Origin of the sequence: Pseudomonas sp. W2-17, assembly GCF_041060445.1 — a bacterium.
Taxonomy (GTDB): domain Bacteria; phylum Pseudomonadota; class Gammaproteobacteria; order Pseudomonadales; family Pseudomonadaceae; genus Aquipseudomonas.
In genome coordinates, this window is record NZ_JAUFNS010000032.1 from 17056 (window position 1) to 40053 (window position 22998).

The 22998-nt window shown below is 59.7% G+C and carries 23 protein-coding genes and 2 pseudogenes; 14 read left to right on the plus strand and 11 right to left on the minus strand.

The features are described from left to right. Positions 1-33 precede the first annotated feature (33 nt). The 3 genes from QWI20_RS25460 to QWI20_RS25470 all read right to left on the minus strand — a co-directional run bounded on the left by QWI20_RS25460 (position 34) and on the right by QWI20_RS25470 (position 2318). Complete coding sequence (locus QWI20_RS25460) at positions 34-558, minus strand: hypothetical protein (RefSeq protein ID WP_369307763.1); 525 nt, start codon at positions 556-558, stop codon at positions 34-36. A 185-nt stretch (positions 559-743) separates the two neighbouring features. Continuing rightward, positions 744-1652 carry an SDR family oxidoreductase gene (locus tag QWI20_RS25465; protein ID WP_369307764.1) on the minus strand — a complete coding sequence of 303 codons (909 nt, stop codon included), beginning with the start codon at positions 1650-1652 and terminating at the stop codon, positions 744-746. 210 nt (positions 1653-1862) lie between these two features. Further along, positions 1863-2318: a flavodoxin gene (locus tag QWI20_RS25470; RefSeq protein ID WP_369307789.1), complete on the minus strand. Its 456-nt coding sequence runs from the start codon at positions 2316-2318 to the stop codon at positions 1863-1865. 373 nt (positions 2319-2691) lie between these two features. Here QWI20_RS25470 and QWI20_RS25475 point away from each other — a divergent pair, with 373 nt between their 5' ends. From QWI20_RS25475 to QWI20_RS25505, 7 genes are all read left to right on the plus strand, one after another. Further along, the gene (locus QWI20_RS25475; RefSeq protein WP_369307765.1) at positions 2692-3297 is read left to right on the plus strand and encodes a hypothetical protein; all 606 of its coding nucleotides are present in this window, start codon (positions 2692-2694) and stop codon (positions 3295-3297) included. Positions 3298-3484: 187 nt separating this feature from the next. Next, positions 3485-4054: an antibiotic biosynthesis monooxygenase gene (locus tag QWI20_RS25480; RefSeq protein ID WP_369307766.1), complete on the plus strand. Its 570-nt coding sequence runs from the start codon at positions 3485-3487 to the stop codon at positions 4052-4054. Positions 4055-4282: 228 nt separating this feature from the next. Then, complete coding sequence (folM, locus tag QWI20_RS25485) at positions 4283-4993, plus strand: dihydromonapterin reductase (protein WP_369307790.1); 711 nt, start codon at positions 4283-4285, stop codon at positions 4991-4993. Positions 4994-5013: 20 nt separating this feature from the next. Beyond that, positions 5014-5574 carry a GTP cyclohydrolase I FolE gene (gene folE, locus QWI20_RS25490; protein ID WP_369307767.1) on the plus strand — a complete coding sequence of 187 codons (561 nt, stop codon included), beginning with the start codon at positions 5014-5016 and terminating at the stop codon, positions 5572-5574. A gap of 3 nt (positions 5575-5577) precedes the next feature. Next, positions 5578-5949 carry a dihydroneopterin triphosphate 2'-epimerase gene (folX, locus tag QWI20_RS25495; protein WP_065991860.1) on the plus strand — a complete coding sequence of 124 codons (372 nt, stop codon included), beginning with the start codon at positions 5578-5580 and terminating at the stop codon, positions 5947-5949. A gap of 90 nt (positions 5950-6039) precedes the next feature. After that, complete coding sequence (locus tag QWI20_RS25500) at positions 6040-6336, plus strand: DUF1244 domain-containing protein (RefSeq protein ID WP_369307768.1); 297 nt, start codon at positions 6040-6042, stop codon at positions 6334-6336. Then, positions 6329-6670 carry a HopJ type III effector protein gene (locus tag QWI20_RS25505; protein WP_369307769.1) on the plus strand — a complete coding sequence of 114 codons (342 nt, stop codon included), beginning with the start codon at positions 6329-6331 and terminating at the stop codon, positions 6668-6670. Before QWI20_RS25500 ends, QWI20_RS25505 begins: the two co-directional genes overlap by 8 nt. A 271-nt stretch (positions 6671-6941) precedes the next feature. On the opposite strand, the gene trxB is transcribed toward QWI20_RS25505, so the two are convergent. Continuing rightward, on the minus strand, positions 6942-7904 hold the full coding sequence (trxB, locus tag QWI20_RS25510; protein WP_369307770.1) for a thioredoxin-disulfide reductase: 963 nt from the start codon (positions 7902-7904) through the stop codon (positions 6942-6944). 385 nt (positions 7905-8289) lie between these two features. On the opposite strand from trxB, the gene cysZ reads away from it, so the two are divergent. Beyond that, positions 8290-9045 carry a sulfate transporter CysZ gene (gene cysZ / locus QWI20_RS25515; protein ID WP_369307771.1) on the plus strand — a complete coding sequence of 252 codons (756 nt, stop codon included), beginning with the start codon at positions 8290-8292 and terminating at the stop codon, positions 9043-9045. A 34-nt stretch (positions 9046-9079) separates the two neighbouring features. On the opposite strand, the gene QWI20_RS25520 is transcribed toward cysZ, so the two are convergent. Continuing rightward, complete coding sequence (locus QWI20_RS25520; protein WP_369307772.1) at positions 9080-9685, minus strand: hypothetical protein; 606 nt, start codon at positions 9683-9685, stop codon at positions 9080-9082. Positions 9686-9891: 206 nt separating this feature from the next. On the opposite strand from QWI20_RS25520, the gene QWI20_RS25525 reads away from it, so the two are divergent. Together QWI20_RS25525 and QWI20_RS25530 are read left to right on the plus strand one after the other, a co-directional pair. Beyond that, entirely contained in the window at positions 9892-10197 is a 306-nt protein-coding gene (locus QWI20_RS25525; RefSeq protein WP_369307773.1) for a hypothetical protein, read from the plus strand. Between the two features lie 162 nt (positions 10198-10359). Next, the gene (locus tag QWI20_RS25530; protein WP_369307774.1) at positions 10360-11526 is read left to right on the plus strand and encodes a glycosyltransferase family 4 protein; all 1167 of its coding nucleotides are present in this window, start codon (positions 10360-10362) and stop codon (positions 11524-11526) included. A gap of 27 nt (positions 11527-11553) precedes the next feature. Here QWI20_RS25530 and QWI20_RS25535 read toward each other — a convergent pair whose 3' ends face one another. From QWI20_RS25535 to QWI20_RS25545, 3 genes are all read right to left on the minus strand, one after another. Continuing rightward, the gene (locus QWI20_RS25535; RefSeq protein WP_369307775.1) at positions 11554-12657 is read right to left on the minus strand and encodes an NADH:flavin oxidoreductase; all 1104 of its coding nucleotides are present in this window, start codon (positions 12655-12657) and stop codon (positions 11554-11556) included. A gap of 124 nt (positions 12658-12781) precedes the next feature. Beyond that, positions 12782-13264, minus strand: a complete 483-nt coding sequence (locus QWI20_RS25540; protein ID WP_122536156.1) for a glutathione peroxidase — start codon at positions 13262-13264, stop codon at positions 12782-12784. A gap of 114 nt (positions 13265-13378) precedes the next feature. Continuing rightward, positions 13379-13864 carry a peptidylprolyl isomerase gene (locus QWI20_RS25545; RefSeq protein WP_074884740.1) on the minus strand — a complete coding sequence of 162 codons (486 nt, stop codon included), beginning with the start codon at positions 13862-13864 and terminating at the stop codon, positions 13379-13381. On the opposite strand from QWI20_RS25545, the pseudogene QWI20_RS25550 reads away from it, so the two are divergent. The 3 genes and pseudogenes from QWI20_RS25550 (at position 13833) to QWI20_RS25560 (ending at position 17371) form a co-directional block, all read left to right on the plus strand. Then, positions 13833-14194, plus strand: a pseudogene (locus QWI20_RS25550) (DUF3565 domain-containing protein). The gene QWI20_RS25545 and the pseudogene QWI20_RS25550 overlap by 32 nt on opposite strands. Before the next feature lie 94 nt (positions 14195-14288). Further along, positions 14289-16382, plus strand: coding sequence for a phosphate acetyltransferase (gene pta / locus QWI20_RS25555; RefSeq protein WP_369307776.1), 2094 nt, complete (start codon positions 14289-14291; stop codon positions 16380-16382). Positions 16383-16465: 83 nt separating this feature from the next. Further along, positions 16466-17371 carry an acyltransferase gene (locus tag QWI20_RS25560; RefSeq protein WP_133771959.1) on the plus strand — a complete coding sequence of 302 codons (906 nt, stop codon included), beginning with the start codon at positions 16466-16468 and terminating at the stop codon, positions 17369-17371. A 189-nt stretch (positions 17372-17560) separates the two neighbouring features. Here the strand turns inward: QWI20_RS25560 and QWI20_RS25565 are convergent, their stop codons facing one another. After that, positions 17561-18262: an OmpA family protein gene (locus QWI20_RS25565; RefSeq protein WP_192171876.1), complete on the minus strand. Its 702-nt coding sequence runs from the start codon at positions 18260-18262 to the stop codon at positions 17561-17563. Between the two features lie 424 nt (positions 18263-18686). Between QWI20_RS25565 and QWI20_RS25570 the strand changes: the two genes are divergently transcribed. Next, a complete protein-coding gene (locus QWI20_RS25570) occupies positions 18687-19886 on the plus strand; it encodes an HD-GYP domain-containing protein (protein WP_369307777.1) in 1200 nt (399 codons plus the stop codon). A gap of 33 nt (positions 19887-19919) precedes the next feature. On the opposite strand, the pseudogene QWI20_RS25575 reads toward QWI20_RS25570, so the two are convergent. Next, positions 19920-20105 (minus strand): annotated as a pseudogene (locus QWI20_RS25575) (helix-turn-helix domain-containing protein); the annotation flags it as partial. Positions 20106-20117: 12 nt separating this feature from the next. After that, positions 20118-22889 (minus strand): LuxR C-terminal-related transcriptional regulator, encoded by a 2772-nt coding sequence (locus tag QWI20_RS25580; protein ID WP_369307778.1) that lies wholly within the window; start codon positions 22887-22889, stop codon positions 20118-20120. Positions 22890-22998 lie beyond the last annotated feature (109 nt).

The following is a 22998-nucleotide window of genomic DNA, read 5'->3' on the forward strand; positions in this document are numbered from 1 at the left end:
TCGGTTGTGCCCCTGGCTCCGCACTCATATACCTCAGGCGCGAATATTCACCAATGAGCGCTCGCGAGGACGCTTTGCATGTTCCTCCAGAGCCATCAGCACAGAAACCGCGGTGTTCAAATCAACCACGGCGCTTTTCGCCATTCCATTGCCTTCCTTGATAATGTCCTGCAGTCGACCGAATTGCTCGGTGAAGAATTCATACGCATTGACCTCCTTGTCGATATTGATTTCTTTTCCCAGCGCATCGAACTCGACATTGATGCCGCCCATAGTGCCAATCAGGTCTCCATCAATAATTCCTTGCTCGGCCAGTAAAACGCCGATTTCCCTTAGTTGCCTGTTACTGGTCTTGCGCGGATCAAATCCAGCCAGATTGATGTTCAAGCCCTCCAGCTTTTTAACATCAGGAATGCTCTTGTCCGCCCAGTACTGACGCACCTTCTGCTTTACCGCCTCCTCTTGAGGATTAAGGCCGGAGCGCACGTTAAATTGTTTGTCCGGGACAGCGCTGTATACCCTCAGCCGCTCCTGCACCTTACTCAAATTGCCAATCATAAAACCTCCTGAAAATCGGTTGATCCTCAGGCATGTCGGGCGACTCGGGGCGGGGTTTAGGCTGAAAAAGTGAAGACGGAATCATTGCCTCATTCAGAGACCGTTCCTACGTCGTGGCGAATAACCCTCCTACAAAAACGGCCAATTCGATCGCCCGAACTGGCCGCTTATTGATCAAAGAACGATCAAGCAAATTTTTGCAGATTGGCCATCATTTCCTTGAGCGCTTCGACGTTGTCAGCCGGATGCACCGCATCGCTGAAGTCACTGATCGTTTGCCACTGTGACGCGACGTCTTCCAGTGAAAAGCCTGCATGTGGGTCGAAGCCGGCGCCCAGGGTGCGCTCCCAGCGGACTTTGCCAATCCAGCCGCCGCCCACTTCATACAGGCCGGCGCTGTCCTGGCACTGCTCGCTGCCCAGGTACACCACCAGTGGGCTGACCAACTCGGGCTTGAGCAGATCGAACACACTGGCGGGGATCAAGCCTTCGGTCATGCGTGTGCCACCAGTAGGCGCGATGGCGTTGACCAGAATGTTGTTCTTGCGTCCTTCGACCGCGAGCGTGCGCGTCAGCCCGTACAGGCCGAGCTTGGCCATGCCGTAGTTGGCCTGACCGAAGTTGCCGTAAATGCCGGAAGTGGACGAGGTGAAAATGATGCGGCCGTAATTCTGGTCCCGCAGGTGGGGCCAGGCCGCGCGGGTGACTTTGTAGGCCCCTTCGACATGCACGCGGTAAACCAGATCCCAGTCGGCGTCTTCCATTTTGGCGAAGCTTTTGTCGCGCAGGATGCCGGCGTTGTTAACCACGACGTCGACGCGGCCGAAGGCATCGAGGGCGTTCTGGACGATCTTGTCGCCGTCGGTGACCGAATCATGATTGGCAACCGCCTCGCCGCCCGCTTCACGGATTTCCGCGACCACTCGATCCGCCGCTGAAGCATTGGCGCCTTCGCCATGGGCGGAGCCGCCGAGGTCGTTGACGATCACGCGCGCGCCATGTTGCGCGAACAACAACGCGTGGGCTCGCCCCAATCCGCCGCCCGCTCCGGTGACGATTACCACTTTGTCTTCAAAACGTACGGACTCGCCCATGTTGCTCTCCCAATGATGATGCCGACTTTGCCACCGCTGCCCTTAACTAATCAGGCGTCAGCAGCGGCAATAGCGGGCGAAACAGTCATCGAGTGTCAACGACTCGCTGCCGAGTCACAATCATCACAAGACCCGCTGAATGGTGATCAATAATGCTGGGGGATGGCTGGGTCATGCCTTGACCGGGACGGGTCGTCGTCAGCGCGCTATTCAGCTATTCAACTGCGCGATGAACGCTGCCAGCCAGGGCTCGGCGTCGCTCTCCGGCGTCACGGTTTCGCTGGCATCCAGTCGCAGCATCTCCTGCACCTCGCGGATCCCAAGCTCGCCAAACAGCTCGCGCATCAACTCGCCGCCCGCGCAAAACGTGTCGCCGTAACTCGCATCGCCCAAGGCGATCACACCACCGGGCAGCCCACGCCATGCAGCAGGCAGCGCGTCGCGGATTTGGTGGTAGAGCGGCTGAAGGTTGTCCGGGAGCTCGCCCATCCCTGTGGTCGAGGTCACGGCCAGCAGAGCCTGTGGCCCAAAGGTTTGCAAATCGGTAAGGGTGGCGCGCGGGTTGAACAGCACCTCGTGCCCTGCATCCTGGATGATCTGTTGGGCGTGGCGGGCGACCTCTTCAGCCGAGCCATATACCGAGCCCGCAATAATCGCGACTTTCATGGTTAATCCTGTGACCGGTAGAAATTGTGCGGCATTATGCCTCAGCGCGACGGCATGTCTTGAACTGCTGGCCTTGCGATGCCAGACGGCAAGCCCAGTGATCAGCGCGCCGTTGATCCAAATGACTTTCAACGATGCTGGAAATTTCCTGTCCTATGTATGCTTCTGTACTACCTTCAAATTGGCACTCCAGTTCATAAGACCCACTGGCCATACGCCCGGCGGAAAGGAGTCGAGTTAAATGCCGAACGGGAGCAAGCTCGGCTGGAGAATGAAATCCTGAAGGGGTAACATCTTGCAACTGACGAACGGTCGCAACCTAAACGCGAACCATCTGTCTGCTTTCTCAATAACCGGTTAATCGAGCTTGACCATGCAGCGCGACAACATCCTCACGCCTGATGAACTGGAGTTTATCCAGAACATGCAGCACAACCCCACGCTGAATTTGGGCGACAAATCCAGCAGTCTGGTGGTTAACGGCGGTGTGCAGATTCAGGATCTGCTGACTCGCCTCGCCGCTCATGAGCAGGTCACGATTCAGGCTCAATTCGATAATCAGCAAATGACCTTCCCACTGCATCTGGTGGAAGACGAATTTCATGCGCTGCATCTGGAGCTGGGTGCGCCGAGCATCTTTGAGGAAGGCCCGCGCATTCGTCCATGGCGCCTGATATTGCCCGAGCCGATGCCTCTGGAAACGCAAAGGGGCTCGCCCACCGCGCTTTGGGTGCATGAAGTCTCCTTCAAAGGCATCCTGCTGGAAATGCGCAAACAGACCAAGCCGCCCAAATCTTTCTCTGCCTGGTTCAGTCCGGAGGGCTATGTGCCTATCGCGCTGCGCGGCACCTTCGAACGCTTGACCCAGCATGGTCTGGCTGCGTATCGATTGAGCCAGAACAGCAAAAAAGACACTGAGCGCCTGCGTCAGTACATTCTTCAGGAACACCGCAAGATTCACCCCTCGATGCACCTCTAGGATTGCCCGATCCCGCGATCCTTCGCGACAGCTCTCCCCTTCCGACAAACACCTCTGGCTTTATCGCAGGTTTCAGGAATAATCCTTGCTTGCTTTTTCCATTGAAGCTGACGCATCGCCACCACCCCGGCGCCGCGTCATGTGATTTCCCTACCCGGGAACCTCACGTGTTTATCGGAGATACACAATGTCTACCTCACCCGTCACGCTGATGGTTGCCCGTCGCGTCGCCCACGGCCGCTATCAGGAACTGATTGCCTGGCTGCATGAAGGCGAACAACTCGCTACAGACTTCCCCGGCTATCTAGGGTCAGGCGTGCTTGCTCCGCCGCCCGGGGATGATGAATTCCAGATTATTTTCCGCTTCGCCGATGAAGCCACCATGCACGCCTGGGAGCATTCGGCCTCCCGACGCTCCTGGCTGGTGCGCGGCAGTGGTCTGTTTGCCAAGAATTCCGTGCACCGCGTGAGTGGCATCGACGGCTGGTTCGGCGCCGTCGGTCAGCGCCCGCCACGCTGGAAGCAAGCCGTTGCCATCTGGCTGGCATTCTTTCCGGTGTCGCTGATCTTCAACTTCGCGCTGGGGCCGCTGCTCGGTCAGCTGGAGCTGTTCCCGCGCATCATGATCAGCACCTTGATCCTCACGCCGCTGATGGTGTTCTGGTTCATTCCGCTGTCGACCTATCTTCTGGCGGGGTGGCTGCACAGCAACACGCCTGCACCGGCCGGCTCGACCGGGCCCGCCTCCACGCGCTAGCTTCCCGCGAAGGGCGCCGATCAGGGGCGTTCACACCCACCCGCGATGAAGTGTCACAGCGGAACGCCTATCAAAAACATGTACATTTTTACGTGCTTGTACAAGTATCGACCGTTGGGGTAACTTTGCCCGACGGTCGTTTTCGATGCCGCAATGCGAGCACCCACTGTTCGTCATTCAGCACCGATTCGCCAGACCTCCCTCCCCGTTGATGAATGCGTGAAGATCATGGCCCGCTTCCCCGCCCCTGTATTGATCACCGGTGCCAGCCAGCGTGTCGGCCTGTATTGCGCCGAGCGCCTGTTGGCGGAAGGCCAGCCTGTGATTATCACTTACCGCAGCGAGCGGCCGGGCGTGCAGCATTTAAAGGCGCTGGGCGCGGTGGTGCTTCAAGCTGATTTTTCTTCGGAGACGAGCATCCGGGATTTCGTCGCCCGACTCCAGGAGCAGACCGACAGCCTGAGGGCCATTGTGCACAACGCGTCCGGCTGGCTGGCCGAGACGCCAGGGGACGAAGCGGATGTGTTCATGCAAATGTTCAACGTCCACATGCTGGCGCCCTACCTCATCAATCTGCACTGCGCCGAGTTGTTGCGGCGCTCGGAGCCGGCCGACATTATTCACATCAGCGACGACGTCACGCGCAGGGGCAGCAGCAAGCACATCGCTTACAGTGCCAGCAAGGCAGGCCTGGAGAATCTGACCCTGTCCTTCGCCGCCAGGTTTGCACCCCATATCAAGGTCAATGGCATCGCCCCGGCCATGCTGATGTTTCAACCCGACGACGACGCGGCATACCGTGCACGCACACTGGAAAAATCGGCACTGGGGATCGAACCCGGCGCCGAGGTGATCTACCAGAGCCTGCGCTATCTGCTGGATAACCCCTACGTCACCGGCACCACTCTGACCGTAAACGGCGGACGGCACGTCAAGTAAGCCGCCCCGAGGAACCATTGATGACCCTGTCACTGCCACAGCATTACCGTGAAATCCTCGTCGGCCTGGGTGAAGATCCTGAACGCGAAGGCCTGCTGGATACGCCCGAGCGCGCCGCCAAGGCGATGCAATACCTGTGTCATGGCTATGAGCAGACGCTGGACGAGATCGTCAACGGTGCGCTGTTTGCGTCCGAGAGCGACGAGATGGTGATCGTCAAGGACATCGAGCTGTACTCGCTGTGCGAGCATCACCTGCTGCCTTTCATCGGCAAGGCTCACGTGGCTTACATTCCTACCGGAAAAGTCCTGGGCCTGTCGAAGATCGCGCGCATCGTCGACATGTACGCGCGGCGGCTGCAGATTCAGGAAAACCTGACGCGGCAGATCGCCGATGCGATTCGGGACGTGACCAAGGCCGCAGGCGTGGCCGTGGTGATCGAGGCTCAACACATGTGCATGATGATGCGCGGCGTTGAAAAGCAGAACTCGACCATGAACACCTCGGTGATGCTCGGCGCCTTCCGCGAGTCGACCACGACCCGCATGGAATTTCTGCAATTGATCGGACGGAGCAAGTAGTCCATGGCAAGACTCGAACCCGGCACCGCACGCATCAGGGTCAAAGACCTGTGCCTGCGGACGTTTATCGGCATTAACGAAGCCGAAATCCTCAACAAGCAGGACGTGCTGATCAACCTGACGATCCTGTACGCGGCACAGGAAGCGGTGCGCGACAACGACATCGATCACGCGCTGAACTACCGCACCATCACAAAGGCCATCATCCAGCACGTGGAAAGCAACCGCTTTGCCCTGCTCGAGCGCCTGACGCAGGAAGTGCTCGACCTGGTGATGACCCATGAAGCGGTGCAATACGCCGAAGTCGAAGTCGACAAACCCCACGCGCTGCGTTTCGCCGAATCGGTGTCGATCACCCTGGCGGCGGCACGCTGATCCACTGGGCTTGCCGTTGCAGACGCACGCTTGCCCGGCTTGGCTGCCACTCTTATCATCCGCCCATCTTCAATACCGACAGAGCACACCATGACCGAGCAACAACGTCTTGAACTCGAAGCCGCCGCTTTCCGCCGTCTGGTTGCACACCTGGACAGCCGCAAGGACGTGCAGAACATCGACCTGATGAACCTCGCCGGCTTCTGTCGCAACTGCCTGTCCAAGTGGTACAAGGCCGAGGCCGACGAGAAGCGCATCGACATCACCCTCGATGACGCCCGCGAAGTGGTTTATGGCATGCCGTACAGCGAGTGGAAATCCACGTATCAGAAAGAAGCCAGTGCCGAGCAGCAAGCCGCGTTCGCCAAGGAACCCAAGCATGACTGACCTGAACAGCCTGCGCGCCAGCCTCGCCAGCGGCAATCATCAGTTCGCCGACACGCTGGCCTTCATCGCCGCGCACTACGACTATCAGCCTCAGGCATTCAGCAACGGCCCGGTGGATAACGCCGCTGGCCAAAACGAAGGTTCGTGCAAGACCCTCGGCCTGGCGCTGCTGGAAGGCCTGAGCGACGAAGAAGCGCTGCTGGCTTTTGGCGAGCACTACCGCTCAGTGCTGGAGACGCCGGAAGGCTCTGACCACGGCAACATTCGGGCGCTGATGGCAAACGGACTGGTCGGCGTGAAGTTCTCGGACCAGCCGCTCAAACCCAAGGCCTGAACCCGCGTTTGAGTCTGCAGGAGATCCCCGGCCTCAAGACACTGGCTTCGCGCAGTAAACACGGTCGTGTGGGAGTGAGCTTGCTCACGAAGGCGGTATGTCGGTCGTTGAAGTTTCAGCGGATGGCAGGACCTATTCGCGAGCAAGCTCGCTCCCACATTTCGTGTGCCGGCAGTAACGTCTGCGGCGTTTTCAGGTTTGATGAGCGGGCGTTTGCCAGACATAAAAAAACCGGCTCAGTGAGCCGGTTTTTTTGCAGCTGGAGATCAGGTCAGAACGACACGTTCGCCAGGCCGTCCAGGTAGCGCTCGACGTCCAGTGCAGCCATGCAGCCTGCGCCCGCCGAGGTGATGGCCTGACGGTAGACGTGATCCGCCACGTCGCCGGCGGCGAAAACACCGTCAACACTGGTGGCCGTCGCATTACCTTCGCGACCGCCTTGAACGACCATGTAACCGTCTTTCAACGCCAACTGAGCGTCAAACAGGCTGGTATTCGGCGTGTGGCCGATGGCGATGAAAACGCCGTCGACGGTCACTTCGGAATAGCTGCCGTCGTTGTTCTTCAAGCGCGCACCGGTCACGCCCATGTTGTCGCCCAGGACCTCGTCCAGGGTTGCGTTGAGTTTGAGCTCGATCTTGCCCTCAGCGACGCGTGCATGCAGCTTGTCGATCAGGATCTTCTCGGCGCGGAAGGTATCGCGGCGGTGAACCAGGGTGACCTTGCTGGCGATGTTGGCCAGATACAGGGCTTCCTCGACGGCAGTGTTGCCGCCGCCGATCACTGCGACCGGCTTGTTGCGATAGAAGAAACCGTCGCAGGTCGCGCAAGCCGAAACACCTTTGCCCATGAACGCTTCTTCGGAAGGCAAACCCAGGTAACGGGCGCTGGCGCCAGTGGCGATGATGAGCGCGTCGCAGGTGTACGTGGCGTTGTCGCCCTTCAGGCTGAACGGCTTACCAGCCAAATCCACTGCATTGATGTGATCAAACACAATCTCGGTCTCGAAACGCTCGGCGTGTTCACGCATACGCTCCATCAATGCCGGGCCGGTCAGACCATGGGGGTCGCCCGGCCAGTTGTCGACTTCGGTGGTGGTGGTCAATTGACCACCCGCCTGCATCCCGGTGATCAGCAACGGCTTGAGGTTGGCGCGCGCGGCATAGACTGCCGCGCTGTAACCGGCAGGGCCGGAGCCGAGAATAATCACTCGCGAATGACGTACATCAGACATGACACACTCCTATTGACCGGCCATCGTTACGCGTGGTCGGAGTCACTGGGTCAGAACCGGCGTACCGGTTGAGAGGATTGGGACTGACGAGGCCTACGCCGCAAGGGTGGCGCCCGCCGATCCTGAAAACGTGAAGCTGCCACTTGGGGCACAGCAACGGTGAAAGTTGCCCGCAAGCTTATCGGGGCGGAGAAGATTAAGGAAATATCGTTTCACAATCCAGCTCATAGGCCCGCGCTATGTGCATCTTTCGCTTCGCGACTGCAGTCCTGCATAGACTTCACCGCTGCACGATTGTTTCAGCGAGTGTCGCCCCTGCTGCTGCGCTTCCGCCCCCGCGGCAAAGCCGGTATGGTCGGCGCGATATCACTGCCTGGAGGCACACATGCCTGCACCCGTCCTGTCTGGCCCGCAATACCTGCGCGAAGGCCTGAAACTGGTCCTGAGCCCCGGTCTGCGCCTGTTCGTCCTGTTGCCATTGGCGATCAATCTGGTGCTGTTCAGCGCCATGATTTACTTTGCCGGCCACGAATTCAGGCTGTGGGTCGACTCCTTCATGCCGACCCTGCCCAACTGGCTCGGCTTTCTCAATTACATCCTGTGGCCCCTGTTCGTGGTGCTTGTCGCGCTGATGGTGTTCTTCACTTTCACCATGATCGCCAACATCATCGCCGCTCCGTTCAACGGCTTTCTCGCCGAGAAGGTGGAAGTGGTCCTGCGCGGGACGGACGATTTTCCCGCGTTCAGTTGGGGCGAGCTGGTGGAAATGGTGCCGCGCACCCTGAGCCGGGAAATGCGCAAACTGGGCTACTTCCTGCCCCGTGCCATCGGGCTATTCATCCTTTCGTGGATCCCCGTGGTGAACCTTGTTGCTGCACCGCTGTGGCTGATGTTCGGTGTGTGGATGATGGCCATCCAGTACATTGACTACCCCGCCGACAACCACAAAATGAGCTGGCAAGACATGCTCGCCTGGCTGCGCGCCAAGCGGTGGCAGAGCATGAGTTTCGGCGGGATTGTGTATCTGGTGCTGCTGATACCGGTGGTCAACATTTTGATGATGCCGGCGGCGGTGGCGGGAGCGACGTTGTTCTGGGTGAGGGAGCGTGGGGCGGAGACGCTGGCAGAGCGGATTCGCTGATGTAGAAAAAAGGCCTCGATTGAGGCCTTTTTTATTACATGTTTGCTGGACTCAACCAGGCATAGGTCTGCATTAAAAGCGCCCAATAACAGATGCCTATCACCGTCCAGACCACGTCCCCAAACGTGAAGCGGATCCTGCGACTTTCCCCGGACTCCCCGTCCAGCCGATTGATCAACGACTGAACCCTGAGCATGATCAAGAACTGGCCCAGCCCGGTAATGGCGTAGACCGCTATGGTCGGGATAAGCCCTGGCGCTGTGGACGGACTGCTGCCCATGCCCGATGCGTACCCAGTGACAATCGAAGGGGTAAACGTAAGAAGGTAGATCCCTGCTACGTAGACGCCCCAGTAAGGGATACCGCCTCGACCCGTCTCTTTAAGCGCGGCATTTACTTTGCTGAACAGTGAGGGAATGTAAAAAAAACAGAAAAGCGTGCGCATTACCGGCCAAATCGATTTCCCCGAATACGCTTTGTATCGCGACCAGTTTTTGTAATACCAGTAGAGCCCGTACAACCCGCACGTGATGAACATCATCACCGTCAGCTTGACCAGCGATACCGTGTAAAACGGCGGGCCGCTTGCAGGCAAAGCCGTCAAATCGGCAGCAGGTGGCGCGTTGAATTGCTCGGACACAGTGTTTCCTCCAGAAGTTGAGGCGACGCATGCTAAAGGCGGAAACACTCTTTTAATCAACCTCGGGAAAATCAGGACGGTTCCTACAACACTATTCACAACGTCCCACAGCCTTCCTGTTTAAGCATGGACATGCCCACGTCGGGCGAGCATTCGCCGCCGCGTTTCAATCGCGCGGCGTAGTCACCAACAGGAGCTAAATGTCTATGGAATCAACACCCCTGACCACCCCGCTAAAAACAACCGCCAATCCTGCATCCTTTCTGATGGATAGACAGAAGAAGCAGGAACCCCACGCCCCCACATTCCTGCAAGCGCTGGCGCAGGCGACTCAGCCGTTCGTTTCACAGACCCTCAACGCTGAATCCGCGAATCTCGCCAAGCCCGCTGAACCGCGTTCGCACCTGCAACTGATCAGCCTGAACCCGGTGCAGACCCATTACGTGCCAGAGCCAGCTGCCTTCGAGCGTATCGGTGAATCGAGGCTTGTGCCCTTCACCGTTGGTGGTTGACGCCTCCCCGCAGTTTTATCCGAACCTGGCCGGGTCAGATGTCGCACTGAAACCGGTCAGGATCGAGCGACGCGAATTTCAAAACCCGGCCAGATATTTGCGGTCACAAATCCATCACTCAACCGCCACACAAGCGCAATGACCCGCTCAGAAACTGATCTCATGAGCAAATCCCTGCGTATTACCCTGATCACCGAAACGTATGCACCGGAAATAAACGGCGTGGCCAATACGCTCAGCCGTTTGTGCGACGGACTGCGCCTGCGGGGGCATCGGGTTGAGGTGATTCGGCCGCGGCAGACCGACGATGAATTGCGCGCGCCCGGGGAAGATTTGATGCTGTGCCGTGGCTGGCCGATTCCGGGGTATCCCGGGTTGCAGTGGGGGCAGTCGTCGATGCACAAACTGCTGCGCCGCTGGCAGCGCAATCGCCCGGATGTGCTGTATATCGCGACAGAAGGGCCGCTTGGTCTTTCGGCGCTGCGTGCCGCGCGGCGGCTGGGGATTGCCATCGTCAGCGGGTTTCATACCAACTTTCAGCACTACACGCGGCAGTACGGGCTGAGCTTCATCACGCGCCTGCTGACGACCTACCTGCGCTGGTTTCATAACCGCTCCAACGCCACCCTGGTGCCCAGTTTCACGCAGAAAACCGAACTCGAACGCCGAGGTTTCGAGCGATTGGAACTGCTGTCCCGGGGCGTTGATTGCCAGTTGTTTCACCCGTCGAAACGTTCGAGTGCGCTGCGCGAAAGCTGGGGCCTTGAACCGGGCGATACGGCGGTTCTGCATGTCGGACGGCTGGCCGCGGAGAAAAACCTGGGCCTGCTGAAGACCACTTTTGATGGTCTGGTGAACACCTATCCCGAGAAGAACCTGCGGCTGGTGATTGTTGGTGATGGACCGGTCAGGCCGACGCTGCAGCGTCAGCTCCCGGACGCCATCTTCTGCGGCACCCAGCGCGGGGATTCGCTGGCAGCGCACTATGCGTCGAGTGATTTGTTTCTGTTTCCGAGCCTGACTGAAACCTTCGGCAACGTTGTGCTGGAAGCGTTGGCATCAGGGCTGGGAGTGGTCGCCTATGACGAAGCCGCGGCGGCCCAACATATTCGCCACGGCCATAACGGCGCGGTGGCGATGCCAGGTGATGAGGAAGGCTTCATTGATGCTGCGCGGTGGATGCTGGAGGATGACGAGACGTTGCGCCGGGTCAGGCTGAACGCCCGGCAGCACGCCAGTCGTCAGGGATGGGCCGGGATTATCGACTCATTCGAGACTTACCTGCGCGCTGCGAGCGAGACGCGGGAAGGGGTTGTTTTGGGGGTGTAGTCCCCCATCAAGGACAGATCCGGACCGTCAATCCAACCGGCCCAAGGCTTCGCGGCTGAACGGCAAAATGTCGTGCTCGCGGCCTTCCTTCACTTTCAATGCCCAGTCCGGGTCGACCAGCAGCGCTCGGCCGACTGCGACCAGATCGAATTCCTCGTCGCCCAGGCGTTTGAGCAGGTTTTCCAGGCTCGCGGGCTGGGCGACTTTGTCGGTGTTGACCATGAACTGCAAAAACTCGCCGTCAAGCCCGACACTGCCCACCGTGATGGTCGGCTTACCGGTGAGCTTGCGTGTCCAGCCGGCCAGGTTCAGGTCGGAGCCTTCGAATTCGGGCTCCCAGAAACGCCGCGTTGAACAGTGAAAAATGTCCACGCCCGCGTCGGACAGCGGCTTGAGGAATGCGTCGAGCTCTTCAACCGTTTGCACCAGCCGTGCGCTGTAATCCTGCTGCTTCCACTGCGAGTACCGAAAGATGATCGGGAAATCCGGGCCCACGGCGGCTCGCACCGCCTGAATCAGCTCGATGGCGAAGCGTGAGCGGTGCGCGAGGCCACCGCCGTACTCGTCGGTACGCTGATTGGTGCCCTCCCAGAAGAACTGATCGACCAGATAACCATGGGCGCCATGGATCTCGACACCGTCCATGCCGATGGATTTCGCGTCTTTCGCGGCTTGGGCGAACGCTGCAATGACCTCGCCGATGTCTTGCTTGCTCATGCCATGAACGACAACGTTACCGTCCTTGAGCTTCTCGGTCGGGCCATACGCCGGCACCGTGCCATCCGGCTCAGTACCCAGACGGCGCACGGCACCGACGTGCCAGAGTTGCGGCGCGATTTTGCCGCCTTCTTCGTGAACCGCTTCCACCACCTTGCGCCAGCCTTCCAGTGCCGCTTCGCCAAAGAACTGCGGCACATTGGGGTAGCCATTCGAGGCCTTGTGCCCGACTGTGGTGCCTTCGGTGATGATCAAGCCCACGCCCGCAGACGCACGACGACGGTAGTACTCGATGACTTTGGAATTGGGTACACCGCCCGGTGAAAACGAGCGGGTCATCGGCGCCATGACGATGCGCGTCGGCAACTCAAGGCTGCCCAAGTGGAAGGGTTTGAACAAGGCTTGAACAGGCATGCAGGCGTCCTCGGCATTCTGGAAATATGATGAAGGTCATACAGAATGAGCCGAAGCACGAGGGATACGAAGCACTATTGACTGGAGTGATTAAGGCTCAGAAGAAGGACAGCGAATTGAAATACTAGGGCAGTGCCTTCTCGATTGCACTCACCACTTTGGCGTCGTCCGGAAGCGTGCTTGGGGAGAAGCGCGCCAGAACGCGTCCATCCTTGCCGACAAGGAATTTCTCGAAATTCCAAGTGATGTCGCCGGGAAACTCGGCGCCTTCGCCCGCGAGCATTTGGTACAGACGATGCCGGTGCGGTCCGTTGACTTCAAGCTTGTCCCCCAGGGGAAAGGTCACGCCGTAGTTCAGCGAGCAGAACGTCTGAATCTCTTCCTGACTACCCGGCTCCTGGCCGGCGAACTGATTGCACGGCAGCCCGAGGACGCTGAAGCCTTGATCTTTGTACTTCTGATACAGGGTTTCCAGCGCAGCGTATTGCGGCGTCAGGCCACACTTTGACGCGACGTTGACCACCAGAACCACTTTGCCCTTGAGCGGGGCGAGGGGCAGCTCCTGGCCATCCAGAGCCTTCAACTTCAGCTCGTGAAATACACTCATGACAACTCCCCTAGAAACCCTTGGCCGAAAAAGGCGCCCTGTCAGACCGCAAAAACAAACGTTTTCACAAGACCGCGAGGACGCCTGGCCAGCTCACTCAGCTTAGCAGGACAATCAGTGGTGATGACCACCTTCGCCGTGCACGTGACCGTGGGCCATTTCTTCTTCGCTTGCATCACGGATGGCAACGATCTTCACATCGAAGTTCAAGCGTTGACCGGCCAACGGGTGGTTACCGTCGACAGTGACGTCGTCGCCGTCCAGGTCGCGGATGGTCACGATCTGCATCTGGCCGTCCGGCGCCGAAGCGTGGAACTGCATGCCGACTTCCAGCTCGTCGACGCCTTCGAACATGCTGCGGTTGAGGGTGCTGACCAGTTCGGCGGAGTATTCGCCGTACGCATCTTCAGGCTCGATGGCCACTTTCAGTTCGTCGCCGACTTCCTTGCCATCCAGCGCCTTTTCCAGACCCGGGATGATATTGCCTGCACCTTGCAGGTAGACCAGCGGCGCGCCGCCGGCAGAACTGTCGATGACCTCACCAGCGTCATTGGTCAGGGTATAGTCGATGGAGACAGCCTTGTTGGCGGCGATCGGCATGGGGCGAGACCTTTTGCAAATAGATATGAGCGGCCAAGTCTAACCAAGCACTCGCGCGAAAGCGAACGCAACTCAGACGGACGGCCCCGATTGGAATCCCCGAAAGCCCCCTCCCCCCATTCGATCATTACCGGCTTTGTTCAGGACCCGGACGGTCACTGGGTGGCCATGCTTTCCTGCGGTCACACCCAGCATTTGCGTCACGACCCGCCCTGGCAGTCCCGCGGCTGGGTGCTCGATCCGGCGCAGCGCCAGGCGAAAATCGGTCAGTCCTTTCACTGCGGCTGGTGCGCGTCGGGGTCAGATAACGATAACCTTGGGCCCCGTTGAGACGCTGCGACTGAACAGCGTCCTGGTTTATCCGGTCCGATGGCTGAATTCACAGCGCCATGACCCTTGCACTGCTCATTTTCGAGAAGCCCGCATGCAGACTTTCTTTATCGCGCCCACAGATTTTGGTGTGGGCCTGACGTCCATCAGCCTGGGGCTGGTGCGCACCCTGGAGCGCGCCGGGCTCAAGGTCGGTTTTTTCAAGCCGATCGCCCAGCCTCATCCCGGGGATCTGGGCCCGGAGCGTTCCACTGAACTGATCGCCCGCACCCACGGCCTCAAGCCGCCCAAGCCGTTGGGGTTGGCCCACGTCGAACGCATGCTCGGCGAAGGCCAGCTCGACGAGCTGCTGGAAGAAATCATCAAGCTGTATCAGGAAGCCTCGATCGGCCGTGATGTGTTGATCGTCGAAGGCATGGTCCCGACCCGCAGCGCCAGCTATGCCGCGCGGGTCAACCTGCACATGGCCAAGGCGCTGGATGCGGAAGTCATTCTCGTATCCGCCCCGGAAAACGAAGTGCTGACCGAGCTCTCTGGCCGCGTCGAGCTGCAGGCGCAGATGTTCGGCGGCCCGAAAGACCCGAAAGTGCTCGGCGTGATCCTCAACAAAGTGCGCACCGATGAGAGCATGGAAGCCTTCTCGGCGCGGCTCAAGGAACACTCGCCGCTGTTGCGCAGCGGTGATTTCCGTCTACTCGGCTGCATCCCGTTTCAGGCTGACCTGAACGCCCCGCGCACCCGAGACGTCGCCGATCTGCTCGGTGCGCAAGTGATCAACGCCGGTGACTACGAACAGCGGCGCATGTCAAAGATCATCATCTGCGCCCGCACGGTGCTCAACACGCTGCAGTTGCTCAAGCCGGGCGTGCTGGTGGTCACACCGGGGGATCGCGATGACATCATTCTGGCGGTGAGCCTGGCGACGCTCAATGGCGTGCCGTTGGCCGGACTGCTGCTGACCAGCGACACCCTGCCCGACCCGCGCATCATGGACCTGTGCCGAGGCGCGTTGCAGGCCGGGTTACCGGTGCTGTCGGTGAGCACCGGCTCATACGACACCGCGACCCAGCTCAATCAGCTGAACAAGGAAATCCCCATCGATGACCGCGAGCGCGCAGAGATCATCACCGATTTCGTCGCCAGCCACCTCGACGCCAACTGGCTGCATCAGCGCTGCGGCACGCCCCGTGAGATGCGCCTGTCGCCCGCAGTATTTCGTTATCAATTGATCCAGCGCGCCCAGGCGGCAAACAAGCGCATCGTGTTGCCTGAAGGCGCCGAGCCGTTGACCGTCCAGGCGGCGGCGATTTGTCAGGCCCGGGGCATTGCCCGCTGCGTGCTGCTGGCCAAGCCCGAGGAAGTGAACGCCGTCGCGCGCGCCCACGGCATCGACTTGCCGCCGGGCCTGGAGATTCTCGATCCGGACCAGATCCGCGAGCGCTATGTCGCGCCGATGGTTGATTTGCGCCGCAGCAAAAACCTCAATGCGCCGATGGCCGAGCAGCAACTGGAGGACCCGGTGGTGATCGGCACCATGATGCTGGCCCTCGACGAAGTGGACGGGCTGGTGTCGGGGGTGATCCATTCGACCGCCAACACCATTCGCCCTGCCCTGCAGCTGATCAAGACCGCACCCGGTTGCACCCTCGTTTCATCGGTGTTCTTCATGCTGTTTCCGGAGCAGGTGCTAGTGTACGGCGACTGCATCATGAACCCGCACCCGACCGCCACCGAGTTGGCGGAAATTGCGGTGCAGAGCGCGGATTCGGCCGTGGCGTTCGGCCTGTCACCGCGGGTGGCGATGATCAGCTATTCCAGCGGCAATTCGGCCAGCGGCGAGGAAGTGGAAAAGGTCCGCGAAGCCACGCAACTGGCGCGCGAGACCCAGCGCGGTCTGTTGATCGACGGGCCATTGCAATACGACGCCGCCGCCAACGAGCACGTCGCCCGACAACTGGCACCGGACAGCCCGGTGGCGGGTCGCGCGAATGTGTTCGTGTTTCCGGATTTGAATACGGGCAACACGACCTACAAAGCGGTGCAGCGCAGTGCGGATTGCGTGAGCCTCGGCCCGATGTTGCAAGGCCTGCGCAAGCCGGTCAATGACCTGCCGCGCGGCGCTCAGGTTGACGACATCGTCTATACCATCGCGCTGACGGCGATTCAGGCGGCCACGCTGCCGCAATAACATTGCGCTGCAATATCGCATGCCCACAATAACCCCGCCGGAACCCACCGGCGGCTGACTGCCCCCCCCGGAGTTCGATTCACATGGATTTCCTGCCCGCCCCTTTGCGTGGCGTCATCGCCTCGTTGCTGTTGGCGCTCAACACGATTCTCTGCTGCACGCCGCTGTTCGTCGTTGCCATCTTCAAGCTGTGCCTGCCCTTCCCGGCCGCGCAAAAGGTCACCGACTGGCTGATGAGCCACATTCACGAAGCGTGGATCAGCAACAACAACGCCTGGATGGACCTGCTCGGTCACACCCGCTGGCACCTGAGCGGACTGGAAAGCCTGGACTATCAGCACTCGTACCTGGTGACGAGCAATCACCAGAGCTGGGTCGACATCATGGTGCTGCAGTACGTGCTGAACCGACGCATCCGCCCGCTCAAGTTCTTCCTCAAGCAAGAGCTGATCTGGGTGCCGGTGATTGGCCTTGCCTGGTGGGCGCTAGGCTTTCCGTTCATGAAGCGCTACAGCAAGGCGTATCTGGCCAAGCATCCGGAAAAGAAAGGCAAGGACCTGGCCACCACCCGCCGCACCTGTGCGAAGTTTCGCAACAACCCGGTCGGCATATTCAACTTCGTCGAAGGCACGCGGTTCACCGAAGCCAAGCACGCACAGCAGAATTCACCGTTCCGTTACCTGTTGAAGCCCAAGGCAGGCGGCATTGCTTTCGTGCTGGATGCCATGGGCGAGCAGCTGGAATCCATCGTCAACGTGACCATTCATTACCCGGCTGGTCGGCCAGGGTATTGGGACTTGCTCTGCGGGAACGTGCGCGAAGTCGTCGCGCATTTTGAAGAAGTGCAGATCCCGCCGCAGTTCATTGGCAAAAGCTACGACCAGGACGATGCTTACCGCCTGGAGTTTCAGCAGTGGATCAACCGGCTGTGGGAAGACAAGGACGCATTGCTCGCGCAGATGCATGAACGTTACCCCGCCAGATCCTGAAAGCTGCATTGATACGCTGCTGTAGGAGTGAGGTTGCTCGCGATGGCAGTCTGTCAGGCGCTTATCAGTTGCCAGACACTCCGCTATCGCGAGCAAGCTCACTCCTACAAGGGATGGGAGAAATCTGCTCGGCAAATAAAAACCCCGGCTCACTGGCCGGGGGGGGGTGTTTGGTTTCACGTCACGCGGTTATTGTTGCTGTTGGTACTGCTGGCCAGGAATCGGCTTGAGGTTGACCTCAACGCGGCGGTTCTGGGCACGGCCGTTGACGTCGGCGTTGCTGGCGATCGGCGAATCAGGACCGGCACCGCGCACCGACAGGTGAGCTGCGTCAACGCCCTGGGAAGTCAGGTAAGTCGCCACGCTCTGGGCGCGCTGCTGCGACAGGTCCATGTTGTGCTGGCGGCTGCCGGTGCTGTCGGTGTAGCCGACGATTTCAATCATGTTCTGGTTGTACTGTTTCAGCGAGCCGGCCAGGTTGTTCAGCGGCGCATAGAAGCTGCTGGCGATGGCAGAGGAGTCGGTGGCGAAGGTGATGTTGCCCGGCATCACCAGCTTGATGTTGTCGCCCTCACGCTGAACTTCAACACCGGTGTTGGCCATGCTGGCGCGCAGCGCGGCTTCCTGCTTGTCGGCGTAGTAGCCGTAACCGGCAGATGCCGCGCCTGCCACGGCAGCGCCAATCAGCGCACCTTTGCCACGGTTGTTGTGATCGATGGCAGCACCGGCGACGGCGCCGGCCAATGCACCCAGGCCGCCGTACTTGGCGGTCTTGCTCATGCCGCCGGAGTTCTGCGCCTGCCCCTGATTGTCGTATGGATTCTGCGTCGCGCAGCCGGAAAGCACGGTCAGTGCGGTGGCAGCGATGATCAAACGGCGAAAGGTCAACATCAAGGAGAGCTCCTGTTTTGCTTTTCTACGGCCAAACATAAAGGCCGACGATTTGGGCGATTAGAGCACGGTCCCCGTCAAAAATTCCTTAACGCGGCCTGAACCGCCAGTGCACGGCCAAAGGCAGCAATTCTTTAATATAAAAAGCAAATATTTATATGCATTTTGAACATGCTGTTCATCGCATTTATTCGAGGCGAGATTCGTCAAACAAGGCTAACAATCTATGCAAGATACTGATTAGGTTTGGTATTTATCTATCAGGAGTGTGATTCCCACAACATTCAAGGGAGTTTCATTTCCCCAGCGCTTTCCTATACTGGCCATGCGCAAGTACAGGAAAGCGCAGTGATGAAGCAAAGAACAAAGATCGTTCTCACTTTCAGGCAAGGCAGCGCTGTATTCACGCGCATGAGCTGACTCTATGCTAAGAAAAATCCCCGTTTCCGACCTCACGCTGGGCATGTACATCCACGAGTTCTGCCGCCCACGGGTCAACGATCCCTTCTGGACTGCCCACGTCGAGCGCGAACTCAGCGACGACGCGGTGTTGCGGCACATTCAGGCATCGACCCGTGAGGTCTGGATCGACACCCGTCTTGGTAAAAACGCTGCCGACAGCCTGTCAGCCGAACAGACCTCCCCCGAGTGTCCCGACCCTGCCGAAACAGCGCCCTGCAGCCTTGAGCTGGAACTGGCCCGCGCGCGCTTGATTTGCGGGCGCGCGAAAGCGGCAGTCATGACCATGTTCAGCGATGCCCGGATGGGTCGGGCGATGAACACCGAAGACGTCGACCTGTTGGTTGAAGAAATTTCCACGTCCGTCATGCGCCATCCTCACGCGCTCATCAGCCTGTCGCGCCTGAAAACGACCGATGAGTACACCTACATGCACTCGGTGGCGGTGTGCGCATTGATGGTCGCGCTCGCGCGGCAGATGGATCTGGATGAGGATCAAGTACGTGAAGCCGGCGTTGCGGGGCTGATGCACGACGTCGGCAAGATGATGATCGACTCGGCCATTCTCAATAAGCCCGATCGCCTGACCTACGAAGAATACGAGGTCATGAAGCATCATCCGCAGGCCGGTCTGGAAATCCTCCAGGGCTGCGAGCGGGTAACCCGACTGGTGATGGACGTGTGCCTGCATCACCACGAAAAGGTTGATGGAAGCGGTTATCCCCACGGTTTGAAGGGCGATGAGATCAGCCTGCTGGCGAAAATGGGCGCTATTTGTGACGTGTATGACGCGGTGACCTCAGACCGGCCCTACAAGAAGGGCTGGGATGCCGCGCATTCGGTTCGCGAAATGGCGTCCTGGAAAGGCCACTTCGATGCGAAGGTGTTCCAGCACTTCGTCAAGACCGTTGGTATCTATCCCGTCGGCGCGCTGGTTCGCCTGAAAAGCGAGCGCCTGGGCGTGGTGGTCGAGCAGGATGAACAGTCCCTGCTGCACCCGAAAGTGAAAGTCTTCCTGTCCACCCGGACCCGCATGCCCTTCGAGCCGCACGTCATTAACCTCGCGTGCCCCACGGTACGAGACGGCATCCTGAAGTTCGAACTGGCTGAAGACTGGGGCCTGCTGGACGTGGCCAGCATGTGGGCCGGTCAGCCCGCTGCTTGAGTCTGCCGTCGCACGGATCGGCGCGATTACGCCTTAGAGACTGGTTCCCGCCGGCCGGCGTCGCAACGGAATAATGCCGACCTGCATACCAAAGGGCCTGAACACGGCGTTGAGGGTTTGCACCGTCGGATTACCCTCGTCCTGCTCGATCTGGCGCAGTGTGCGCAGCGAGATTTTGCACATGCTCGCGAACTGCTCCTGGCGCAATCCCGTGATTTCAGTGCCGATCCATCAGCCCAATAATCCCAACTCTTGTGCCCGGGCCACTGCTTGAGTGCGTCGCTCAACACCCAGCTTGCTGTTGATATGGCTGGCGTGGGTTTTAACGGTGTGCAGGGAAATGAACAATCGCTCGCTGATCTCCTGATTGGAGCAGCCTTGCGCGATCAGCTGCAGCACGCTGAGTTCTCGCGCGCTGAGGTGGTCGCCGCCATTGCCGCTGTTGCAGGTGGACGGCTCGCTGGCCATGCGCAAGCAAGGCGGCCCCTGACCGGGCGCTGCTTCAGGCAGTTGCTGAAGCAGGTAATCGACCAGCCGGCATGAGGGTCGTTTGTGCAGTTGCTCACGCAGCCAGTCGGGATGACCACGGATCAGGCGCTGGAAGGGCAGGACCGCACCACCCGTGGCGAGCTGAAGGCTCTGTTGAAAAAGCTCATCGGCTTCGGGCCCATGTGAAGTGTCAAGCAACAACAGGATGTGCTGACTCAGCGCATTGAGGCCGAGCAGTCCTGCACCGATCCGCTGGGCATACTCCACCAGACCGTGCAGCCGCGTCTTCGCCTCTTCGGTACGGCCCTGAATATGATCAAGAACCGCCCGCAGGGTTTCGATCTGCTGAGGCAGTTGCGGCGAGCATTCCGGGGCGGCGGCGGGTTGGTTGCCGCCGTAAGTCTGCCCCAGTCGCAGCAGCCACGCGTCGGCCAGGTCGATACGGCCCTGGGCCAGCCACAGTTCGCATTTGGCGAGGGTGATCATTGCCAGGTAATAAACCGGCGGCACGTCCCATATGTGCATCAACCGCTCGGCCTCGGCCAGCTCGGCGAAGGCTTCGGCGTAGCGCCCTTCGCGCCCCTCCATTCCGGCAATCACGCAGTGGCCGATCAGCACGCTGATGTCACGGCAGGCGCGTGCCTCGGCCAGCCCGGCAGTCAAGCGCTCGCGCCCCGCCTCCGGTTGAAGGAACTGCACCAGCAAATAGCCTTCGTACAACGTCAGGCGCGCGCGCACCGCGTACAGTTTTTGTGAAGACAGGCCATTCAAACGTCGCAAGCCCTGGCGCACTTCCTCCATCGAGCGAAGTGTTTCGCCACGGGCCTGCAAGGTGCGAGCGCGGTCGTAGTGCGCCAGCGCTTCAAACAACGGATTGGCCACCCGCTGCGCCAACTCAAGGGCGTCACGGTTCAGCGCACGGGCGCGCCATAAATCTCCATCGGCGATGGCCAGATTCGCCAGGGTCGACAGGCACAGCAAACGCTGGCCATATCGCTTCAGCGGCAGACTGACCAACGCTTCGCTGCAATAGCGCCGGGCGGTTTCACTGTCACCGCGGCCCCGGGCGATGATCCCGCTCAGCGCCAGCCACTGCGCCAGCATCGAATTTTGCGCGGTCGCGGAAGGCGCCGGCAGAAATCGACTGAGGTGATTGCCCAACTCCTCGGCCGCGTCCAGCTGACACGCCAGGCCCAGCGCCCAGGCGTACAGCACGATCAAACGCGGCGTGCTGACCAGCAGGCTGTCGGGCAGGTCCATTTTCCAGCGCAGCAGCATGCCGACGTTTTGCTCGGCGAGCAGTTGTTCTTCAGACAGGTTCTGCACCAGATTGGCCGCCACATCCAGATGCCCTGCGCGCAACGCCTGTTCAATGGCTTCGTCGAGCAGCCCCTGGTCGCTGAACCAGCGGCAGGCATTCAGATGCACGCGTCTTTGTTGCGGCGTGACACTGGGCCCGGCGCGCGCGCGCAGCAAATCCGAGAACAAATGGTGATAGCGAAACCAGCGACCGTGCTCGTCCAGCGGGACGAGAAACACCTGATGCGCCTGCAGATAACCGAGCATTTCGTCGCTGTCGTGACTGTCGCGCGCGGCGTTGCACAGGGCACCGCCAAAACGCTCCAGACACGCCGTTTCATAGAGAAAGACCTGAACGTCGGCCGGCAGACAATCGATGACCTCTTCGAGAAGGTAATCACGGATCAGCCCTTCCCCGCCGTTGAGCCCTTGGGTCAGCGCATTACTGCCCGCTTCGTTGGCCGCCAGCAGCCAGAATCGCAGACCGGCCACCCATCCCTCGCTGCGTTGCAGCAAAGCCTGAAGTGCTTCCTCGCTCAAGCCATTGCGCTGTTGATCCAGCACCGCCAGCGACTCGTCGTCTGTCAGCCGCAGGTCCTGCTCGGACAATTCCAGCAATTGACGCGACAGCCGCAGACGCGCCAGATGCCAGTTCGGCCTCTGCCGACTGGTGACCATGATGTTCATGCCCGCAGGCAGATGATTAAGGAGAAATTGCAGGCAGCGATCCAGCACGGGGCCCTGCACCAAGTGGTAGTCGTCAAGCACCAGCAGCAGCGGTTTGCTCAACATCAGGTGCATTGCCAGCTCGTCCAGTAAACCGTCCAGCCACTCTTCGAAGGCAAAGGGCTGGTGACGCTGACGCATTTTCAGAAGGCCGAGCGCCTGGCCGCCGAGCTGAGGAAAAAATTGCTGGAGACCGCAAAGAAGACGTTCGAGGAACCGGCCCGGGTCGCTGTCCCGGTGGCTCAGACCCAGCCAGAGGTTCTGCCACTGATCGGGCAGGCTCTCGCAGAACTCCACCGCCAGTGAGCTTTTACCGAAACCGGCCGGGGCACTGATCAACAACAGGCGCCCCGACAGACCCGCACTCAACCTTTCGCACAATCGAGGTCTCGATACATAACCTTCAGGCAGTGGCGGACGGAAGAAACGGCCTTCCAACGCAGTGACTGCGTGATTTGCGAATCCTTGCAAACGCGACAGATCAGTCATGGCCGGCTCTTGTTGGAGTGCTTGTTGTTCGGCGTTCAGATGTCGGGAGACTAGCGGCTATGCCGTGCCTTTTGAACATTGTTAGACGAAAGACTGTAAGAAAACGTAT

Coding starts and splice junctions, on each gene's coding strand:
- QWI20_RS25460 (WP_369307763.1), bottom strand. CDS start 558: ATGATTGGCAATTTGAGTAAGGTGCAGGAGCGGCTGAGGGTATACAGC.
- QWI20_RS25465 (WP_369307764.1), bottom strand. CDS start 1,652: ATGGGCGAGTCCGTACGTTTTGAAGACAAAGTGGTAATCGTCACCGGA.
- QWI20_RS25470 (WP_369307789.1), bottom strand. CDS start 2,318: ATGAAAGTCGCGATTATTGCGGGCTCGGTATATGGCTCGGCTGAAGAG.
- QWI20_RS25475 (WP_369307765.1), top strand. CDS start 2,692: ATGCAGCGCGACAACATCCTCACGCCTGATGAACTGGAGTTTATCCAG.
- QWI20_RS25480 (WP_369307766.1), top strand. CDS start 3,485: ATGTCTACCTCACCCGTCACGCTGATGGTTGCCCGTCGCGTCGCCCAC.
- folM (WP_369307790.1), top strand. CDS start 4,283: ATGGCCCGCTTCCCCGCCCCTGTATTGATCACCGGTGCCAGCCAGCGT.
- folE (WP_369307767.1), top strand. CDS start 5,014: ATGACCCTGTCACTGCCACAGCATTACCGTGAAATCCTCGTCGGCCTG.
- folX (WP_065991860.1), top strand. CDS start 5,578: ATGGCAAGACTCGAACCCGGCACCGCACGCATCAGGGTCAAAGACCTG.
- QWI20_RS25500 (WP_369307768.1), top strand. CDS start 6,040: ATGACCGAGCAACAACGTCTTGAACTCGAAGCCGCCGCTTTCCGCCGT.
- QWI20_RS25505 (WP_369307769.1), top strand. CDS start 6,329: ATGACTGACCTGAACAGCCTGCGCGCCAGCCTCGCCAGCGGCAATCAT.
- trxB (WP_369307770.1), bottom strand. CDS start 7,904: ATGTCTGATGTACGTCATTCGCGAGTGATTATTCTCGGCTCCGGCCCT.
- cysZ (WP_369307771.1), top strand. CDS start 8,290: ATGCCTGCACCCGTCCTGTCTGGCCCGCAATACCTGCGCGAAGGCCTG.
- QWI20_RS25525 (WP_369307773.1), top strand. CDS start 9,892: ATGGAATCAACACCCCTGACCACCCCGCTAAAAACAACCGCCAATCCT.
- QWI20_RS25530 (WP_369307774.1), top strand. CDS start 10,360: ATGAGCAAATCCCTGCGTATTACCCTGATCACCGAAACGTATGCACCG.
- QWI20_RS25535 (WP_369307775.1), bottom strand. CDS start 12,657: ATGCCTGTTCAAGCCTTGTTCAAACCCTTCCACTTGGGCAGCCTTGAG.
- QWI20_RS25540 (WP_122536156.1), bottom strand. CDS start 13,264: ATGAGTGTATTTCACGAGCTGAAGTTGAAGGCTCTGGATGGCCAGGAG.
- QWI20_RS25545 (WP_074884740.1), bottom strand. CDS start 13,864: ATGCCGATCGCCGCCAACAAGGCTGTCTCCATCGACTATACCCTGACC.
- pta (WP_369307776.1), top strand. CDS start 14,289: ATGCAGACTTTCTTTATCGCGCCCACAGATTTTGGTGTGGGCCTGACG.
- QWI20_RS25560 (WP_133771959.1), top strand. CDS start 16,466: ATGGATTTCCTGCCCGCCCCTTTGCGTGGCGTCATCGCCTCGTTGCTG.
- QWI20_RS25565 (WP_192171876.1), bottom strand. CDS start 18,262: ATGTTGACCTTTCGCCGTTTGATCATCGCTGCCACCGCACTGACCGTG.
- QWI20_RS25570 (WP_369307777.1), top strand. CDS start 18,687: ATGCTAAGAAAAATCCCCGTTTCCGACCTCACGCTGGGCATGTACATC.
- QWI20_RS25580 (WP_369307778.1), bottom strand. CDS start 22,889: ATGACTGATCTGTCGCGTTTGCAAGGATTCGCAAATCACGCAGTCACT.